We start from the raw sequence: 17,342 nt of genomic DNA on the forward strand, positions 1-17,342 counted from the left end.
TTCGGGTGCTGTCCAACACGTTGCCGGCATGAAAGGCTCGGACACGATCGTCGCGATCAACACCGACCCCAACGCTCCGATCATGGACATCGCCGACTACGCGATCCACGACGACCTCTTCGACGTCGTCCCCGCGCTCACCGAAGAGTTCCAGTAGCCGACCGATCCTCGAGAGCGGTTTCGACAGGGACGTCCCTTACTGCGCGGGACTCGAGCGATCGTCGACAACCGTCACCTACTTTTTCGCCCTCTCCTAAGCGCGGGTAATGGAACTTCTGGAGCGCCGACGGGCGCTGATCGAGGAGCGTCTCGTCACGGTTATCGACGGGGTCGAACCCGAGACGCTCAACGAGGAAGTTCGCCACGTCGCGCTCTCGGGCGGCAAACGCGTGCGACCGATGGTGACCCTTCTGGCCTGCGAAACCGTCGGCGGCGAGCCCGAGGATGCCGTCGACTTCGGCGTCGGCATCGAACTCGTCCACAACGCCTCGCTGGTGATCGACGACATCATCGACCGCTCGGATCTTCGTCGAGGTACCGCGAGCGCCTGGGCCGAGTTCGGCCACGGGCCGGCGATCATCACCAGCGACGGCCTGCTCGGGGAGGCGTTCGCTCTCTTTTCGGCCGACCCCAAGGCCACCCAGGTCGTCGCCGAGTCGATGGTCGAACTCGGCGTCGGCGAGGCGACCGAACTCTCCTCGCAGCCGACGAACGAGGAGGAGTACATGACGCTCGCGAGACGAAAGACCGGCGCGCTGTTCCGGGCCGCGGCCGAACTCGGCGCGATCGCCGCCGACTCCGACCCCTTCACCGTGGAGGCCCTCGGCGAGTACGCCGAACGCGTCGGCGTCGCCTTCCAGATCCGCGACGACGTCCTCGACGCCGTCGCCGATCCCGATGAGCTCGGGAAGCCGACCGGCCACGACGCCGCCCTCGAGCGTCCCTCGGTCGTCCAGGTAACCGATCTCAGTCCCGCGGAGGCCAACGCCCGTGCCCGTGAAGAGGCCGATCGGGCGATCGACGCCCTCGAGCGGGTCGACGCCGTCGACCGCGAGGCGCGGGAGTACCTGCGCGAGCTGGCGGAGTTCGTCGTCGAGCGCGAGCAGTAACCGCTTTCGTACGAAGTACTATCCGTCGGTTTTGGAGCGTCCGCAAGGAGGGATCGTAGTCGCTCAAAATAGTCACCGCAGACCGTCTCAGGCGCTGTCGGGACGATGTGGCTCCTCGCCGTCGTCCTCCGAGAAATGTGACTCAGCGACCGCGAACGCGAGCGTGCTCACGATCCCCAGTAGCGTGCCCGCCGTCAGCGCCGTCGCGAGGAAGGTGAGCCCGACGGCACCGAGGAAGTAGGCGCTCACCGCGTAGAGCACGATCGCGATCGAAACGACGTAAAACGGCGCGTTGAGGTACCGCCACTCGAGGCGGCCCGCGATGTACTCGTCGGTGATCTGACCGAGGCTCGTGGTGACCCCAGCGGCAGCGAACCACTGGACCGAACCGTACAGCAGTGCCGAGAGCATGACGGGGACGCCGACCTCGCCGGCAGCCTCGGCCTGGACCCGTTCGAGTTCGTTCGCCCCGCTGACGCCGCCCAGAACGAGCAACGCGGTCGCGACGACGTAGGCGAGGATCGTCGTCCGACCGGCGTACAGCGATCGTCTGGCCCCCTCGACGGCGTCGTCGAGCCGCTCGCCGAGGCCGAGCCCTCGCGAGATGAGGTAGAGACCGAGTAGCGTCGAGGTCACTCCCAGGACGACCCCGGGCATCTCGAGGACGGTCCCGATCAGCGCCAGCGGGTAGATCAGCAGGAGGATCCCGATCGGAATGAGGACCGTCCCGCGGGTCTCGGGATCGTTCAGCACCTGCTTGAACGTGTAGTACATCGACTCGAGGTTCTGGGCCTGTCTGACGACGACGCGGCGCACGCCGTCGATGGGGACCCGCGAGCGGATGACGGGGATGACGGACTCGTCCTGTGCGCCGTCGGTGACGACCAGCGCGGTGACGTCCTCGGCGGTCGAGAGGCTCGCGAGGACGGTGTCGACCTCGTCGCCGACCTCGCGGTTGGCGTCGACGTCGCCGTCCTCGTTGCCCGTGACGATGGCGACCTCGACGCTCTCGCCTCGAGACGAGAGATCGTCGTAGATGTGAACGCCCTGGAAGGCGACGTTGACGTCGGAGTCCTCTGGGTCCGCGGTCGCCAGCGCGACGGCCGCCTCCTCGACGGCGTCGCGGCCGATCACCGGCGTCGTAAAGTCGGTCTTGCGGCCGAGGTCGTCGTCGAGGTCGACACACAGGACCAGCAGCATCGACTCGTGGTTGGATACCGCGGTATTTGCATCTTCTGACCGACAGACGGGAACGGTTCCGGGCCGCCGGCACGGCCCCGTGGGAACGATATGCAGGCTTGCGAGCGTCGTTTCGCACCGCTTTTGAGGCTCCGCCGGTTAGGTACCCTCGAATGATATCGAAGGGCTGTGAGCAGTGCGCGAAAGGCGGCAAGATGGTGCTGTTCGTCTACGGTTACTGCGACCAGCGCGACTGCTTTTACTGCCCGCTCGGCGAGAACCGCAAGAACGTCACCGACGTCTACGCGAACGAACGGCAGGTCGAACGCGACGAGGACGTCCTCGAGGAGGCCCACCGGATGGACGCCCTCGGGACCTCGATCACCGGCGGCGAGCCCCAGGAGGCCTTAGAACGGACCTGTCACTACCTCGAACTCCTCAAGGAGGAGTTCGGCGAGGATCACCACACCCACCTCTACACGGGGATCACGGGCGGCCGCGAGAACATGCGCAAGCTTTCGGAGGCCGGCCTCGACGAGATCCGCTTCCACCCACCGTACGAGCTGTGGGGCGAGATGCACGGCACCGAGTGGGAGGAGATCCTCTACATCGCTCGCGAGGAGGGGCTCACCCCCGCATTCGAGATCCCCGGGATCCGGGCCGAGGAGGAGTTCCTCGAGTTTCTCGACGAGGGCGCCGCCGACTTCTGTAACGTCAACGAGTTCGAGATGTCCGACGGGAACTACCGCCGGATGCAAGAGGAGGGGTACGAGCTCAAGGAGGGCCACATGAGCGCCGTCGACGGCTCCCGCGAGCAGATCCTCGAGGTGATGGGCGACCACGAACGCGTCTACTTCTGTACCTCCGTGTTCAAGGATGCGGCCCAGCACCGCCGTCGGCTGAAGCGGGCCGCCCGCAACGTCCGCCGGGAGTTCGACGACGTCACCGACGACGGCACGCTCGTCTACGGGAAGACGTACGCCGATCCCCGGCGATTCGCCGAGCTGGGCGTTCCCGAGGAGTTCTACACGGTCAAGTCGAACCACGTCGAGATCGCCTGGTGGCTCTTAGAGGAGATGATCGAGGAGGGCGACCTCGAGGACGGGGAGATCGTCGAGCAGTATCCGACGTACGACGGGCAGGTCGTCGAGCGGACGCCGCTGGCGTGAGTACCGCGAGCGAACAGCGTGAGCGAGGGGATTTTTGGTGGAGATTTTTGGAGGAGTGGTTCGCGACCGAAGGGAGCGAATCCGACGAGAAAAAGGTCCACGCGGCAGGTCGTCGAACGGACACCACTGGCGTAAGCCGCATTTGTGGCCGGGAGCGTGACTCGAGCGACAGTGAGAGTCGCGCGACCCGGGGGAGGGCAGGCAGTCGACCGGCGTGTGGCGAGCGACCACAGAGAACGAACGCTTCTACCGAGTGCCTCGGGGCTCGAGCTGTCTCACAGGAGCTGTTCGGGCTCGGGCTCGAGTTCGAACTCGAGTCGGTCCGAACGGATGGACGAGAACTCGGGAGCGTTTTCGATCCCGGAGTCCCCTCTCGGCGTCTGCGAGTGCTCTCTGGTCCTCGAGGCCGGTTTTCACCAACGTGGGACCACCGGTGCCACGAGGCGTGCGAACGGCAGGGTATCGCGGACGAAGTTGAATCATACCGACCGCGCACTCGAGCCGAAAACGGGCCGTCAGTCGAGTTCCGTCGGATCGACTTCCGGGAGCGTGATGAGGTTCTCGCGGCCGATCCGGAGCTTCTCGATCTCCTCGTCGGCGGCCATCTGCGAGAGCAGCTGGGAGACCTTGGCGTTCGACCAGCCGGTCTCGGAGACGATCGACCCCTGTTTCATCCGACCGCCGTTTCGCCTGAGCAGCCGGAGAACCCGCTCCTCGTCGCTCAGGAGCACCGGGTCGACCGTCTCCTCCGCCTCGGTTTCCTCGACGTACGCGAAGGTCTGGCCCGACGACTCTCGAGTAGAGGGTTCGGGACCGCCAGTCGGCTCTCGAGCCGTCCCGGTGTTGGAAGCGCCCGATTCGGCCCTCCGATCCGGGGCGTCGATCGGGCGATCTCTCTCGGTCGGTGCCGACTGTTCGTCGGATCGGTTCTCGGCGTTCGACGGGAGGAGCCCGGAAACCCACAGCGCCGGCGACCACTCCGAGTCCGAGGACCACCGCGCCAGTGCGTAGCTTCCCGATCCGATCAGGACCGCGAGAACGAACGCCCCACCGAAGAGCAGTTCGGCGCTGGCGGAGAAGAGTCCGGCGCCTCCCGACGAGCCGTCGTCGGCTCCGCGGAGGAAGGTCGCCTCGAGTTCGTCCTCGTCGAACTGGTGGGGCCCGTCGACGACGAGCGCGCTATCCTGTGGGCTCACCGAGAGGTTGTAGTCGTGGAAGCCGTGGTTCGAGGGCGCCTGAATCACGAGACGCTGCTCCTCGGCGAGCGCCGAGAGCCACGGACCGTCGTCGCCCTGGAACGCGTCCCCGACGTGGATCTGCGTTCCGTCGACCGCTGCGAACTCAGTCCAAGTAAACGAATACGAGAGGACGCCGACCGTCGACCCCGACTCGTTCGATCCGTCCTCGACGGAACGTAGCTGTGGATCGTCCCAGCCGGCGTCTTCGATCGACATCTCCCGGTCGGTCGCGTCCGCGGCGGTCTCGACGTGGGGTTCGAACAGGCTTCGATCGTAGATGCCCTCGCGTTCGTCCGTCGAAACCGTCTCGGCGTACTCGAGGAACGCCTCAGCCTCGCTCTCGTCGGTCAGGAGAAACCGGCTCTCGATCGTCCAGACGGCGTCCCCGTTCTGGGAGACGTTGATCCGGATCTCCTGGGCCGGATCCGCGGCCTCGAGCATCGACCTGTCGTCGACCGCGGACTGTGTCGTCTGTACCGAGGGCGTGTTCGCTGGTCCCGGTGCAGTCGCTGTCGATCCGGCGGCGGCCGCTGCGGGGACCGATCCGGCAAGTAACACCACCAGTACGACCGACGCGACGATCGAGACCCGCATACATACCACCGACATTCTCAGAGTAAAAAACACTTTCTATGGGAAAATAAAAAATCACAGCGGCGTTTGAATCGTTTCCGCCCCTCTCGAACGGTCCCGAAACGGCAGTTGGCCGATCGTATTTTATATCATGGGTTCTTATGCTGTATTGATGAAGAGTGCGATGGCCGTCGTCCTTGCAGGACTACTCGTCCTCTCGGTGCCCGCAATGGCCGTTTCCGCGGCCGACGGGGAGCCGAACGAGACGGACGGGATAGTTTTCGAGACCGACGAGCCCGACCAGGGAGCGACGTTCGTCGAGGCGAACGGAACGACGAACCGACTCGATCCCGGTGAGGAGCAGCGAAGCGAACGGGTCGAGTACGGCAGCGGTCTCGGAACGTCGCTCATGGCCGCGGACGACGAGCTCAGAGTCGACTACGAACAGGAAACGCTCGTCCGAAGCGGATTCGACAACGCCTCCGACGAGGAGCGCGAGGAGAGGGTCCAGGCGGGGTACGATCGGTTACAGGAGCGGATCGACGGACTCGAGGAGCGCGAGCGGACGGCGGTGCGGGCCCACGCGGCGGACGAACAGTCGACGGCCCAACTGCTCCAGACGTTCTCGCGGAACTACCACGAGTCGGCGACGATCGAACGCGCACTCGACGATCTCGTCACGTACGCGAACGAGATCCCCGGCTACTCGCTCTCGACTCGAGACGACGCGAGAAAGCTGGAAATGCACCGGAGCGATACCCGATCGCAACTCGAGACGACGACGAGTCAGTCCGGCGACGACCGAAAACCGTTGGCCGTTCGGACCACCGAGACCGGCTACACCCTCTCGTTGTTGGACCGGAACTACGTTCGGGAGACGACTCGGTTCGACAGCCGAAACACTACGCAGTCGAACCAGTTCGACGATATTACCGACGCACACGGGACGGCCCAGGAGCTGTACCCGTGGGTGTTCGGAGCCGACCACGAGAGTCACTCCTCGGACGCCGTCGAGAGCAGGACGGGACAGCTGTACCGGATTCAGGCGATCCACGATCAGGGACACCTAACCACGTACCTCGACGGCGGGACGGGCACGGCTTACCGAGAGGTCCAGACGCTCGATTATCGCCAGTTGCCGACTATCAACAGCAGTCAGTGGCACGACGACGGACTCGTGCTCTCGATCAACGAGACCGCGGCGAACGGTCCGGCCGAAGTCGTCGTGACGGACGCCGAAACCGGCGAGCCGGAGCCCGCCTCGGTCTCGGCCGACGGCGAAGACGTCGGCGAGACGGATTCGGACGGTTCGCTGTGGCTCCTCCCGCCCGACGGCGAGTACGACCTGCGGGCGGAGACCGACGACGGTAGCATCGAGGGAACCGTCTCGAGTAGCGACGCTCCGAGCGACGACGAGTAGTGGCCGGGACCGACTCCTTATATACGAAGGCGAGACCAGAGAGCGTCGTGTTACGGGGAACACCACGCCGAGTGTACGAGTCCAACGACCGTGGGATCAGCCCCGTGATCGGCGTAGTGCTGCTGATCGGCGTTACCGTGGCGCTGGCGACGGTCGTCGCGGTCGGGGCCGGAGGGTTGAGTCCGGAATCCCCCAAGAACCCGGTAGCGTTCGACCTCGCGGCCGACGGCAGCGAGGAGACGATCACGGTCGAACACGTCGCCGGCGATCCGATCGACGTCGAGGAGCTCACGCTGACGGTCGCAGTGAACGGTGAGCAACTCTCCGAGCAGCCGCCGATTCCCTTTGCCGGCGCCGCGGGCTTCGACCAGGCACCGAGCGGCCCGTTTAACTCGGCAAGCGAGTCGACCTGGAGCGCCGGCGAACGCTCGACGCTCTCCGTCGCGGGAACCAACGAGCCGACGATCAGCTCCGGTGACACGGTTTCCGTAACCCTCGCCGTCGACGGCCAGCAGATCGCCGCGCTCGAGACGACGGCCGACTGACTACTCGGGGGCGCGAGCGACGGTCGTGATCGCGACCTCCGGCTCGTACTCCGGCCCCATAAAGGCGTGTTTAACGTCCTCGAAACCGGCGGCTTTGAACATTCGGTCGGCCTCGTACTCGTCGTAAAACAGCATCATCGCGTCGGCGAGACGCTGTGCGATCGGGTTCTCGGGATAGTTCGGCCCGACGACCAGCACCTGGCCACCGGGTTTGAGCACGCGGCGAAACTCCCGAAGTGCCAGTATCGGGTTCGGCCAGTACTCGATCGACCCCGACGACCAGACGACGTCGAAGCTGTCGGTCGCAAACGGGAGCCGTTCGGCGTCGCCCCGGTGGAAGTGAACCGGTGGCGCTCGCTTGCCGAACTTCGCGTAGGCCTGCTCGAGCTGGTGTTCGCTCTGGTCGATCGCGTACACCTCGTCGACCTGCTCGAGCAGCCCCTCCGTGGCGAAACCGGTGCCACAGCCGACGTCGAGCACCGTAGCGCCGGGCTCGAACTCGAGCAACTCGAGGGCCTCGCTCCGCATTCGTTCGTTCCAGATAAACGGGTTGATGCGGTCGTACACCTTCGAGAGGTACTTGTAGAACAGCCGAGCCCGAGCCTTGTTCTCGAGAACTCCCATTGAAAAGAGGTTTTGATCCGACGGCAATATGTCTGCTGTTCCCGGTCGATTCGTCGTCGGACAATCGCGGACTACCGCCGACCGACGCCGCGACCGAGCGGGATACTTTCGCAACTACCATATACGCGTTGCTGCAAACGTTCGTTTGCTTAGAGTATGCCGAGGCCACAGGTTCTCGAACGAATTAAGTCGGCGGAAGAGGAGGCCGACGAGATCGTCGCACAGGCAGAAGACGACCGCGACGAGCGGATAGCCGAGGCCCGGAAACGTGCCGAGGAGATTCGCACGGAAGCGGAAGAGGAGGCGCGGGATCTCAAGGAGCAGCGCCTCGAGGAGGCGCGCGACGAGATCGACGAGGAGTGCGAGCGCGTCCTTCGCGAGGGAGAACAGGAGCGCGAGGCGCTCGCCGAGCGTGCCCAAAGCCGGGTCGACGAGGTGACCGACTACGTCGTCGAACTGTTCCAGGAGGACGTTCATGCTCAGACCTGAGCGGATGAGCAAAGTCTCGGTGACCGGTTCCAAGGGCGTCATGCCCACGGTCATCGAGCGTATCCACGAACTCAACCTGGTTCATCTCTCGGACTACGACGGCTCCTGGGAGGGGTTCGACAACGGCAACCCGATCGAGGGGGCCGACGACGCCTCCGAGAAGCTGGTTACCGTCCGCGCGCTCGAGAGCTCGCTCGAGCTCTCGGAAGACGACACCGCGCCGGGAACGATCGACGACGACTGGGAGGCGCGACTCGAGCGGATCCGAACGCGGATCAACGAGCTCGACGACCGCCGTGGCGAGCTTCGCGAGCAGCACCGAGACGTCGAAGAGCGGATCGATCGGGTCGCCCCCTTCGCCGAGCTGGGGATCGACCTCGATCTGCTCGGCGGCTACGAGTCGGTCGACGTCCTCGTCGGCGAGGGCTCCGTCTCGGACGTCGAGGCGGCGCTCGATTCGGCCGAGGAGATCCGGGCGTACGAGACGTTTACCGGCGGTGACGTCGTCGCTGTCGTCGCCGAGCCGGCCGAGGGCGCCGACACCGACGCGCTCGTCGACGACGCGCTCGTCGGCATCGAGTTCGCTCGTCACCCCGTTCCCGAAACCGAACAGAGCCCCGAAGACTACGTCGCCGAGCTCGAGGCCGAGCGCGACGAGATCGAGGGTGAACTCGACGAGATCGACGCGGAGCTCGCGGAGATCAAGGCCAAGGAGGGCTCGTTCCTGCTTCGCGTCGAGGAGGAGCTCACGATCGAGGTCCAGCGCGCGGAGGCGCCCCTGCAGTTCGCGACCAGCGATCGAGCCTTCATCGCCGAGGGCTGGATCCCGGCCGACGAGTACGAGCGCCTCGTCGAGGGGCTTCGCGACGCCGTCGGCGACAGCGTCGAGATCGAACAGCTCGAGGTCGCCGACTACGAGGAGCACGAACACGGCGCCGAGGCCCACACGGGCAGCGGCGGCGACGACGGTGACGGCAACGGCGGCGAGCCGAGCGCCGACTCCGAGACGGAGCAGCCGGCACAGCGCAAGGCCGCCACCGACGGCGGCCAGCCACAGTCCGGTCAGGGCAAGGGCGCCGTGACGATGGACGAGGAGCCCCCGGTCATCCTCAACAACCTCACCCCGGCGAAGCCGTTCGAGCTGCTCGTCAAGATGGTGAGCCAGCCCAAGTACAGCGAGCTCGATCCCACGCTGCTCGTGTTCCTGACCTACCCGTTCGCGTTCGGGTTTATGATCGGGGACATCGGCTACGGGATCCTCTACATGCTGATGGGTTGGGGCTGTTGGAAGCTCTTCGACTCCGACGCCGGCAAGGCGCTGGGTACGATCGGTATCTGGGCCGGCGTCTTCACGATCCTGTTCGGCTGGCTGTACGACGATATCTTCGGCGTCCACATGGAGTACTTCGTTCCCGAAGGTATCCACGGCGTGATGCAGGACTACCTGTTCGTCGCGAGCCTCGATAAGGGGCTGCAGGCGACCGAGTGGGCGATCTTCTGGATCATCTTCAGCATCGGCTTCGGCCTGATCCACCTGAACATGGGGCTGATCCTGGGCTTCATCAACGAGCTCAGCCACGGTCTCAAAGCCGCCGTCTACGAGCGTCTGTCGTGGATCCTCGCGATGAACGGGCTGTTCATCTGGATCTTCAGCCTTCACCTGGTCGAGGAGAAACCGGACTTCCTCGTCGGCGCCACTGAAGAAGCCGTGCTCTACGACTTCTTCGGCTTTGCAGGGCTTCCCGAGGTCGTCGGACTCGTCGGACTCGCGATGTTCCTCGTGGGTGGTGTCCTCGTCGCCGTCGGCGAGGGGATCGCAGGCGTCTTCGAGGTCCCCGCGTGGGCCTTCGGCCACGTCCTCTCGTACCTGCGGATGGTCGCCGTCCTGCTCGCGAAGGGTGGGATGGCGTTCGCAGTGAACCTGCTCGTCTTTGGTGGCTACACCCAGGACGGCTACACCGTGTTCAACCTCCCGACGTACGACGTCACGGGGTACGAACAGGACTTCGTTGGACTGGTCCACGTCGGCGACACCGCGTTGATCTCGGCGATCGGGATCCTCGCCGGCATCGTCGTCTTCGTACTCGGACACATCCTGGTGCTCCTGCTGGGGATTACCGCGGCGGGAATCCAGATGCTGCGCCTCGAGTACGTGGAGTTCTTCCAGAAGTTCTACCAGGGCGGCGGTGAGGAGTACGAACCGTTCGGTCACGAGAGCAGCGAGGAAGCGGCCTCGGCCTCGGCACAGCCACAGGCCGACTGAATCGACGACCGCGTTCGCGGTTCGTTCTTCCTTCGAACTCGACCTATTTTGGTGTCCGGCCCGAAAACGGTGAGACACGTTGGCACCCGTCTAGAGGTCCGATACGACGGGATAGAAGCTTGGAACTGTTTCGAGAGTTTTATGGGGTGCGCAGAAACAGATACGGCTGTTCGGAGCAATCGAACCCACAGCAATTCAGACACCTATGATCGAAACCCTACCAGAACTCGCCACCATCGTACTGCAGAACGGAGACGAAGCGCCCTTCCTCACCGACGTGGGTGCCGCCGCACTCGCAGTCGGTCTCGCATCGCTCGCCGCAGGTTACGCCGAGCGAGGTATCGGCGCTGCTGCCGTCGGCGCTATCGCCGAAGACGACGACATGTTCGTTCCGGGTATCGTCATGACCGTTCTGCCGGAAACGCTCGTCATTTTCGCGATCGTCGCCATTTTCCTGGTCCAGTAAGGACCTCCCCTTCCCCTTTACAATGAGTTTGGAAACAGTCGTAGAAGACATTCGGGAAGAAGCCCGCGCGCGTGCGGAGCGTATCCGCGACGAGGGCGAGACTCGCGCCGACGAGATCGAGGCGGCCGCCGAGGAGGACGCCGACGAGATCCGCGAGAACGCGCGACGAGATGCCGAGCGCGAGACCGAGCAACTACGTGAACAGCGACTCTCCAGTGCGAAGCTGGAGGCGAAACAGAAGCGCCTGGAGGCCCGACGGGACGTGCTCGGCGACGTTCGCGAGAACGTCGAGGAGGAGCTCGCCACCCTCGAGGACGGTCCGCGGGAAGCGCTGACCCGCGAGCTGCTCGAGGCCGCAAGCGAGGAGTTCGACGACGGGCACGACGTCAACGTCTACGGCCGCGCCGACGACCAAGAGCTGCTCGAGTCGATCCTCGACGACTACGACGGCTACGAGTACGCCGGCGAGTACGACTGTCTCGGCGGCGTCGTCGTCGAGAGCGACCGGTCCCGGGTCCGAGTGAACAACACGTTCGACTCGGTGCTCGAGGACGTCTGGGAGGACAACCTCCGGGAGATCAGCAACCGCCTCTTCGAGCAATGAGTGTAGGCGCCTCGAATCCGGAATACGTGAACGCTCGCGTTCGGTCGCGCCGAGCCTCGCTGTTCGCGGACGAAGACTACCGCAAGCTGATCCGGATGGGGCCGAGCGGGATCGCACGGTTCATGGAGGAATCGGAGTACGAACGCGAGATCAACGCCCTGGGAGCGCGCTTTTCGGGAGTCGACCTGATCGAGTACGCCCTGAACCGCAATCTCGCAAAACACTTCAAGGACCTGCTGGACTGGTCGGAGGGACGACTGTACGACCTCATCGCACAGTACCTCCGGAAGTTCGACGTCTGGAACCTGAAGACGATCATCCGCGGGGTCTACACCGACGCCGATCCCGAGGCGATCCAGACCGACCTCATCCGCGCCGGGGATATAGACGACCGGACGCTCGACCGACTGGTCGAGGTCGACTCGATCGAGGACGCGATCGACGTCCTGTACGGGACGATCTACTACGAGCCCCTCAGCGCGGCCTACAAGGAGTACGAGGAGACGGGCGCGCTCGTTCCCCTCGAGAACGCGCTCGACCGGGAGTTCTTCGAGCACCTGCTCGACGGCTTCCGTCGACCGAACAGCTACGAGCCCCAGGAGGGCCCCGAGGCGATGTACCTCGAGTTCCTTCAGGCGGAGATCGACTTCCGGAACGCCCGAAACGCGCTCCGACTGGCGCGAAGCGGCGCCGACCTCGATCCTGCCGAGTTCTACATCGAGGGCGGCGTGCTGTTCGATCCGGGCGAGCTGAGCCGGCTCGTCGCCGACTACGACGAGCTGGTCGACCACATCGCCGAGAACAAACGCTACGGCGATCGGCTCTCGGTCGCCCTGGATCGACTCCGCGAGGCTGACAGCCTTATCCAGTTCGAGCACGCAATAGATGCTGCGCTGCTCGAGTACTCGGACCGGCTCTCGAGTATCTACCCGACCTCCGTCTCGGCCGTGTTCTCGTACATCCTCGCGAAGGAACGCGAGGTCGAGAACATCCGCGCGATCGCACGCGGCCGCGAGGTCGGGCTCACCGAAAGCGAGATCGAAGACGAGCTGGTGATCCTATGAGCCAGGAGATCGCAGTCGTCGGCAGTCCGGAGTTCACCACCGGGTTCCGACTCGCGGGCGTTCGACGTTTCGAGAACGTTCCCGACGACGAAAAGGAAGAATCGCTCGACGACGCCGCGACGGCCGCCCTCGAGGACGAGGGAGTCGGGATCGTCGTCATGCACGACGACGACCTCGAATACCTCTCGCGGGGCGTTCGCCAGGACGTCGAAACGAGCGTCGAACCGGTCGTCGTCACCATCGGGAGCGGAACCGGCGGCGGCGGACTGCGCGACCAGATCAAGCGCGCGATCGGTATCGACCTGATGGAAGAGGACGAACAAGAGTAAACTATGAGCCAGGCAGAAGACATCGAATCCGTCGACGAAGGCGGAGTTATCGAAAGCGTGAGCGGTCCGGTCGTGACCGCCGCGGACCTCGACGCCCGGATGAACGACGTCGTCTACGTCGGCGACGAAGGACTGATGGGCGAGGTCATCGAGATCGAAGGGAACCTGACCACGATTCAGGTCTACGAGGAAACTTCGGGGGTCGCTCCGGGCGAACCCGTCCAGAACACGGGCGAACCGCTCAGCGTCGACCTCGGACCGGGAATGCTCAACGCCATCTACGACGGCGTCCAGCGCCCCCTCGACGAGCTCGAGGAGAAGATGGGCTCGGCGTTCCTCGACCGCGGGGTCGACGCGCCCGGCATCGACTTCGAGCGCGAGTGGGAGTTCACCCCATCCGTCGCCGAGGGCGAGATCGTCGAACCCGGCGACGTCATCGGGAAGGTTCCCGAGACGGCGAGTATCACCCACAAGGTGATGGTGCCGCCGACCTACGAGGGCGGCGAGATTACTTCGATCGAGACCGGCGAGTTCACGGTCGAGGAAGTGATCGCCGAACTCGACTCCGGCGAAGAGATCACGATGCACCAGGAGTGGCCCGTCCGCCGGGCCCGTCCGTCCGACGAGAAGGAGACGCCGACGGAACCGCTGGTCTCCGGCCAGCGGATCCTCGACGGCCTGTTCCCGATCGCGAAAGGCGGGACCGCGGCGATTCCCGGTCCCTTCGGCTCCGGGAAGACGGTCACCCAACACCAGCTCGCGAAGTGGGCCGACGCCGACATCGTCGTCTACGTCGGCTGTGGCGAGCGTGGCAACGAGATGACGGAAGTCATCGAGGACTTCCCCGAACTCGAGGACCCGAAGACGGGCAAGCCGCTGATGTCCCGGACGTGTCTCATCGCGAACACCTCCAACATGCCGGTGGCGGCCCGCGAGTCCTGTATCTACACGGGGATCACCATCGCGGAGTACTTCCGCGACATGGGGTACGACGTCGCGCTGATGGCCGACTCCACCTCCCGGTGGGCCGAGGCCATGCGCGAGATCTCGAGCCGGCTCGAGGAGATGCCCGGCGAGGAGGGGTACCCCGCCTATCTCGCCGCGCGGCTCTCGGAGTTCTACGAGCGCGCCGGCAAGTTCCAGCTGATCAACGGCGACGAGGGATCGATCTCGGTCATCGGCGCCGTCTCCCCGCCCGGCGGGGACTTCTCGGAGCCGGTCACCCAGAACACGCTGCGTATCGTCAAGACGTTCTGGGCGCTCGACGCCGACCTCGCGGAACGACGCCACTTCCCGTCGATCAACTGGAACGAGTCGTACTCGCTGTACCGCCAGCAGCTCGACCCGTGGTTCCGAGAGAACGTCGCCGACGACTGGCCCGAGCGGCGCCAGTGGGGCGTCGACGTGCTCGACGAGGAGGGCGAGCTCCAGGAGATCGTTCAGCTCGTCGGCAAGGACGCCCTGCCGGAGGACCAGCAGCTGACCCTCGAGGTCGCTCGCTACCTGCGCGAGGCCTGGCTCCAGCAGAACGCGTTCCACGACGTCGACACCTACTGCGATCCGGAGAAGACCTACCGGATGCTCGGCGCGATCAAGACGTTCAACGACGAGGCGTTCGAGGCCCTCGAGGCCGGCGTCCCCGTCGAGGAGATCCAGGACGTCGACGCCGCACCCCGGCTCAACCGGATGGGCGTCGCCGACGACTGGAACGAGTTCATCGACGAGCTCGAATCGGACCTCAAGGAGCAGATCAGAGCACTGTACTAACATGAAAGAGTACCAGACAATCACGGAAATCAGCGGTCCGCTGGTGTTCGCCGAGGTCGACGAACCCGTCGGATACGACGAGATGGTCGAGATCGAGACGCCGCAGGGCGAGACCCTGCGCGGACAGGTCCTGGAGTCGAGCGACGGGCTCGTTTCGATCCAGGTGTTCGAGGGAACGGGCGGGATCGACCGCAACGCCTCAGTCCGATTCCTGGGCGAGACGATGAAGATGCCCGTCACCGAGGACCTGCTCGGGCGGGTACTCGACGGCTCCGGGAACCCGATCGACGGCGGTCCGGAGATCGTCCCCGAGGACCGCGTCGACATCGTCGGCGAAGCGATCAACCCCTACTCCCGAGAGTACCCCGAGGAGTTCATCCAGACCGGCGTCTCCGCCATCGACGGCATGAACACGCTGGTCCGGGGTCAGAAGCTGCCGATCTTCTCCGGTTCGGGGCTACCCCACAACGAACTCGCACTGCAGATCGCCCGTCAGGCGTCGGTGCCCGAAGAGGAAGAGGGCGACGACGACGAGGAGGGCTCCGAGTTCGCGGTCATCTTCGGCGCGATGGGGATCACCCAGGAGGAGGCAAACGAGTTCATGCAGGACTTCGAGCGCACGGGCGCACTCGAGCGCTCGGTCGTCTTCATGAACCTCGCGGACGACCCGGCCGTCGAGCGCCAGGTTACGCCGCGACTCGTGCTCACCACGGCCGAGTACCTCGCCTTCGAGAAGGGGTACCACGTGCTGGTCATCCTGACGGACATCACCAACTACTGCGAGGCGCTGCGCGAGATCGGTGCGGCCCGCGAGGAGGTTCCGGGTCGGCGTGGCTACCCCGGGTACATGTACACCGACCTGGCCCAGCTCTACGAGCGTGCGGGCCGGATCGAGGGCAAGGAGGGGTCGGTCACGCAGATTCCGATCCTCACGATGCCCGGCGACGACGACACCCACCCGATTCCGGACCTGACCGGCTACATCACGGAGGGACAGATCGTGATGGATCGGGACCTGAACAGTCAGGGTATCGAGCCACCGGTGAACGTCCTGCCGAGCCTCTCGCGGCTGATGGACGACGGGATCGGCGAGGGGCTGACCCGCGAGGACCACGGCGACGTCTCCGACCAGATGTACGCCGCCTACGCGGAGGGTGAGGACCTGCGCGACCTCGTGAACATCGTCGGTCGCGAGGCCCTGTCCGAGCGAGACAACAAGTTCCTCGACTTCGCCGACCGCTTCGAGACGGAGTTCGTCCAGCAGGGGTACGACACCAACCGCTCGATCGAGGAGACCCTCGATCTCGGCTGGGACCTGCTCTCGATGCTGCCCAAAGAGGCTCTCAACCGGATCGACGAGGACCTCATCGAGAAGTACTACCGCGAAGAGGAAGCCGAGACCGCCGAAGTCGAGGCCTGAACGGCCGAGACGTCGCGAGCGCGGTCGCGGTTCGCGGTTCCGATTTTTCGACGCTGCCCACACGTGCAGCAAGCGTGGATCGATTGCCGACGGAGCCGTTCGGCCGTCGGACTCGAACGAACCGACTGCGGCTACGCGGAACTGTGCGAGCGGGCGGCCGAGAACGCGGTCGACTGCGTTCTCGGCTGGACCCCGGGTCCCATCCGAACTCTCCTGCCACAACTGGTCGTTTCGAGAGAGCGGACCGTCGACTCCGCAACCGTTACCCGACTGGTCGTCGGCATCGAACGTATGGCACCCGTTCGGGCGTCTACGTTCAACGTCCGATACGACGACCCCGCGGACGAGTACCCGTGGGACGAGCGGCGCTCGCGAGTTCTCGAGACGATCGACCGGATCGGCCCGGATCTGCTGGGCTGTCAGGAGGCACTCGCCCACCAGTACGACGACCTGCGGGACGGCCTCGAGGCGTACGACTGGCACGGCGTCGGTCGCAGGGACGGCGAGCGCGCGGGGGAGTTCGTCCCGGTCGCGTGGCGACGGTCACGGTTCGAGCGCCTCGAGACGGGTGCGTTCTGGCTCTCGGAAACGCCGGCCGAACCGAGCGTCGGGTGGGATGCGTCCCTGCCCCGGGTCGCCACGTGGGTTCGCCTGCGGGACCGGGAGAGCGACGAGACGGTCTGGTTCTGTAGCGTCCACTTCGACCACAGCGGCGAGCGGGCACGCCTCGAGTCCGCACGACTGCTGCGTCGGCGGGCGACGGACCGCCTCGAGCGGGGAGACGTGCCGGTCGTGACCGGGGACGCGAACTGTACGGTCGGATCAGTGCCCCACCGGACGCTGACGACGGGCCCGCTCGCGGATGCCCGCCGTGTCGCGAACGAGCGGTCGGGTCCTGCCGGAACGTTCCGTGGCTTCGACGACGGTGTCGGCGATCGGATCGACTACGTGTTCGTTCCGTCGGCCGTCGACGTGCGGCGGTATCGAACGATCCCTCCGAACGAGGCGACGCCCCGATCGGACCACCTGCCGGTGGTCGCCGACCTCGAACTCGAGGAGTGACGTGTCCGGTCGCGTCGGGAG

General features: G+C 65.2%; 16 protein-coding genes and 1 pseudogene. 14 read left to right on the forward strand and 3 right to left on the reverse strand.

The features are described 5' to 3' along the window. Both QA609_RS18640 and QA609_RS18645 read left to right on the forward strand, forming a co-directional pair. Window positions 1–157: pseudogene (locus QA609_RS18640) on the forward strand (electron transfer flavoprotein subunit alpha/FixB family protein); the annotation flags it as partial. A 109-nt stretch (window positions 158–266) separates the two neighbouring features. Further along, window positions 267–1,109 carry a polyprenyl synthetase family protein gene (locus QA609_RS18645; RefSeq protein ID WP_278304129.1) on the forward strand — a complete coding sequence of 281 codons (843 nt, stop codon included), beginning with the start codon at window positions 267–269 and terminating at the stop codon, window positions 1,107–1,109. 87 nt (window positions 1,110–1,196) lie between these two features. On the opposite strand, the gene QA609_RS18650 is transcribed toward QA609_RS18645, so the two are convergent. Next, window positions 1,197–2,309 carry a DUF373 family protein gene (locus QA609_RS18650; protein ID WP_278304130.1) on the reverse strand — a complete coding sequence of 371 codons (1,113 nt, stop codon included), beginning with the start codon at window positions 2,307–2,309 and terminating at the stop codon, window positions 1,197–1,199. Between the two features lie 152 nt (window positions 2,310–2,461). On the opposite strand from QA609_RS18650, the gene QA609_RS18655 reads away from it, so the two are divergent. Then, a complete protein-coding gene (locus QA609_RS18655; RefSeq protein ID WP_278304131.1) occupies window positions 2,462–3,457 on the forward strand; it encodes a radical SAM protein in 996 nt (331 codons plus the stop codon). A gap of 515 nt (window positions 3,458–3,972) precedes the next feature. On the opposite strand, the gene QA609_RS18660 is transcribed toward QA609_RS18655, so the two are convergent. After that, the gene (locus QA609_RS18660; protein ID WP_278304132.1) at window positions 3,973–5,289 is read right to left on the reverse strand and encodes an ABC transporter permease; all 1,317 of its coding nucleotides are present in this window, start codon (window positions 5,287–5,289) and stop codon (window positions 3,973–3,975) included. A gap of 151 nt (window positions 5,290–5,440) precedes the next feature. Between QA609_RS18660 and QA609_RS18665 the strand changes: the two genes are divergently transcribed. Both QA609_RS18665 and QA609_RS18670 read left to right on the forward strand, forming a co-directional pair. Next, window positions 5,441–6,688, forward strand: coding sequence for a hypothetical protein (locus QA609_RS18665; protein ID WP_278304133.1), 1,248 nt, complete (start codon window positions 5,441–5,443; stop codon window positions 6,686–6,688). A 71-nt stretch (window positions 6,689–6,759) separates the two neighbouring features. Further along, on the forward strand, window positions 6,760–7,233 hold the full coding sequence (locus QA609_RS18670; RefSeq protein WP_278304134.1) for a type IV pilin N-terminal domain-containing protein: 474 nt from the start codon (window positions 6,760–6,762) through the stop codon (window positions 7,231–7,233). On the opposite strand, the gene QA609_RS18675 is transcribed toward QA609_RS18670, so the two are convergent. Continuing rightward, entirely contained in the window at window positions 7,234–7,857 is a 624-nt protein-coding gene (locus tag QA609_RS18675; protein WP_278304135.1) for a methyltransferase domain-containing protein, read from the reverse strand. A 156-nt stretch (window positions 7,858–8,013) separates the two neighbouring features. Between QA609_RS18675 and ahaH the strand changes: the two genes are divergently transcribed. From ahaH to QA609_RS18720, 9 genes are all read left to right on the forward strand, one after another. Continuing rightward, complete coding sequence (ahaH, locus tag QA609_RS18680) at window positions 8,014–8,346, forward strand: ATP synthase archaeal subunit H (protein ID WP_278304136.1); 333 nt, start codon at window positions 8,014–8,016, stop codon at window positions 8,344–8,346. Further along, the gene (locus QA609_RS18685; protein WP_278304137.1) at window positions 8,333–10,609 is read left to right on the forward strand and encodes a V-type ATP synthase subunit I; all 2,277 of its coding nucleotides are present in this window, start codon (window positions 8,333–8,335) and stop codon (window positions 10,607–10,609) included. The genes ahaH and QA609_RS18685 overlap by 14 nt, the downstream gene beginning before the upstream one ends. Before the next feature lie 205 nt (window positions 10,610–10,814). After that, window positions 10,815–11,075, forward strand: a complete 261-nt coding sequence (locus QA609_RS18690; protein WP_278304138.1) for a hypothetical protein — start codon at window positions 10,815–10,817, stop codon at window positions 11,073–11,075. 22 nt (window positions 11,076–11,097) lie between these two features. Continuing rightward, window positions 11,098–11,679, forward strand: coding sequence for a V-type ATP synthase subunit E (locus tag QA609_RS18695; RefSeq protein WP_278304139.1), 582 nt, complete (start codon window positions 11,098–11,100; stop codon window positions 11,677–11,679). Continuing rightward, entirely contained in the window at window positions 11,676–12,743 is a 1,068-nt protein-coding gene (locus QA609_RS18700; RefSeq protein WP_278304140.1) for a V-type ATP synthase subunit C, read from the forward strand. The genes QA609_RS18695 and QA609_RS18700 overlap by 4 nt, the downstream gene beginning before the upstream one ends. Next, complete coding sequence (locus QA609_RS18705; RefSeq protein ID WP_278304141.1) at window positions 12,740–13,072, forward strand: V-type ATP synthase subunit F; 333 nt, start codon at window positions 12,740–12,742, stop codon at window positions 13,070–13,072. Before QA609_RS18700 ends, QA609_RS18705 begins: the two co-directional genes overlap by 4 nt. A 3-nt stretch (window positions 13,073–13,075) precedes the next feature. Next, window positions 13,076–14,839: an ATP synthase subunit A gene (locus QA609_RS18710; RefSeq protein WP_278304142.1), complete on the forward strand. Its 1,764-nt coding sequence runs from the start codon at window positions 13,076–13,078 to the stop codon at window positions 14,837–14,839. 1 nt (window position 14,840) lies between these two features. Beyond that, window positions 14,841–16,259 carry an ATP synthase subunit B gene (locus QA609_RS18715; RefSeq protein WP_278304143.1) on the forward strand — a complete coding sequence of 473 codons (1,419 nt, stop codon included), beginning with the start codon at window positions 14,841–14,843 and terminating at the stop codon, window positions 16,257–16,259. Between the two features lie 291 nt (window positions 16,260–16,550). Beyond that, entirely contained in the window at window positions 16,551–17,321 is a 771-nt protein-coding gene (locus QA609_RS18720; RefSeq protein WP_278304144.1) for an endonuclease/exonuclease/phosphatase family protein, read from the forward strand. The last annotated feature ends 21 nt before the right edge of the window (window positions 17,322–17,342 follow it).

It is taken from the genome of Natronococcus sp. A-GB7, from assembly GCF_029688865.1.
Classification (GTDB): domain Archaea; phylum Halobacteriota; class Halobacteria; order Halobacteriales; family Natrialbaceae; genus Natronococcus.

Bases quoted from the DNA above. Each gene is read 5' to 3' on its own strand.
- QA609_RS18645 (WP_278304129.1), top strand. From the start codon at position 267: ATGGAACTTCTGGAGCGCCGACGGGCGCTGATCGAGGAGCGTCTCGTC.
- QA609_RS18650 (WP_278304130.1), bottom strand. From the start codon at position 2,309: ATGCTGCTGGTCCTGTGTGTCGACCTCGACGACGACCTCGGCCGCAAG.
- QA609_RS18655 (WP_278304131.1), top strand. From the start codon at position 2,462: ATGATATCGAAGGGCTGTGAGCAGTGCGCGAAAGGCGGCAAGATGGTG.
- QA609_RS18660 (WP_278304132.1), bottom strand. From the start codon at position 5,289: ATGCGGGTCTCGATCGTCGCGTCGGTCGTACTGGTGGTGTTACTTGCC.
- QA609_RS18665 (WP_278304133.1), top strand. From the start codon at position 5,441: ATGAAGAGTGCGATGGCCGTCGTCCTTGCAGGACTACTCGTCCTCTCG.
- QA609_RS18675 (WP_278304135.1), bottom strand. From the start codon at position 7,857: ATGGGAGTTCTCGAGAACAAGGCTCGGGCTCGGCTGTTCTACAAGTAC.
- ahaH (WP_278304136.1), top strand. From the start codon at position 8,014: ATGCCGAGGCCACAGGTTCTCGAACGAATTAAGTCGGCGGAAGAGGAG.
- QA609_RS18685 (WP_278304137.1), top strand. From the start codon at position 8,333: ATGCTCAGACCTGAGCGGATGAGCAAAGTCTCGGTGACCGGTTCCAAG.
- QA609_RS18690 (WP_278304138.1), top strand. From the start codon at position 10,815: ATGATCGAAACCCTACCAGAACTCGCCACCATCGTACTGCAGAACGGA.
- QA609_RS18695 (WP_278304139.1), top strand. From the start codon at position 11,098: ATGAGTTTGGAAACAGTCGTAGAAGACATTCGGGAAGAAGCCCGCGCG.
- QA609_RS18700 (WP_278304140.1), top strand. From the start codon at position 11,676: ATGAGTGTAGGCGCCTCGAATCCGGAATACGTGAACGCTCGCGTTCGG.
- QA609_RS18705 (WP_278304141.1), top strand. From the start codon at position 12,740: ATGAGCCAGGAGATCGCAGTCGTCGGCAGTCCGGAGTTCACCACCGGG.
- QA609_RS18710 (WP_278304142.1), top strand. From the start codon at position 13,076: ATGAGCCAGGCAGAAGACATCGAATCCGTCGACGAAGGCGGAGTTATC.
- QA609_RS18715 (WP_278304143.1), top strand. From the start codon at position 14,841: ATGAAAGAGTACCAGACAATCACGGAAATCAGCGGTCCGCTGGTGTTC.
- QA609_RS18720 (WP_278304144.1), top strand. From the start codon at position 16,551: ATGGCACCCGTTCGGGCGTCTACGTTCAACGTCCGATACGACGACCCC.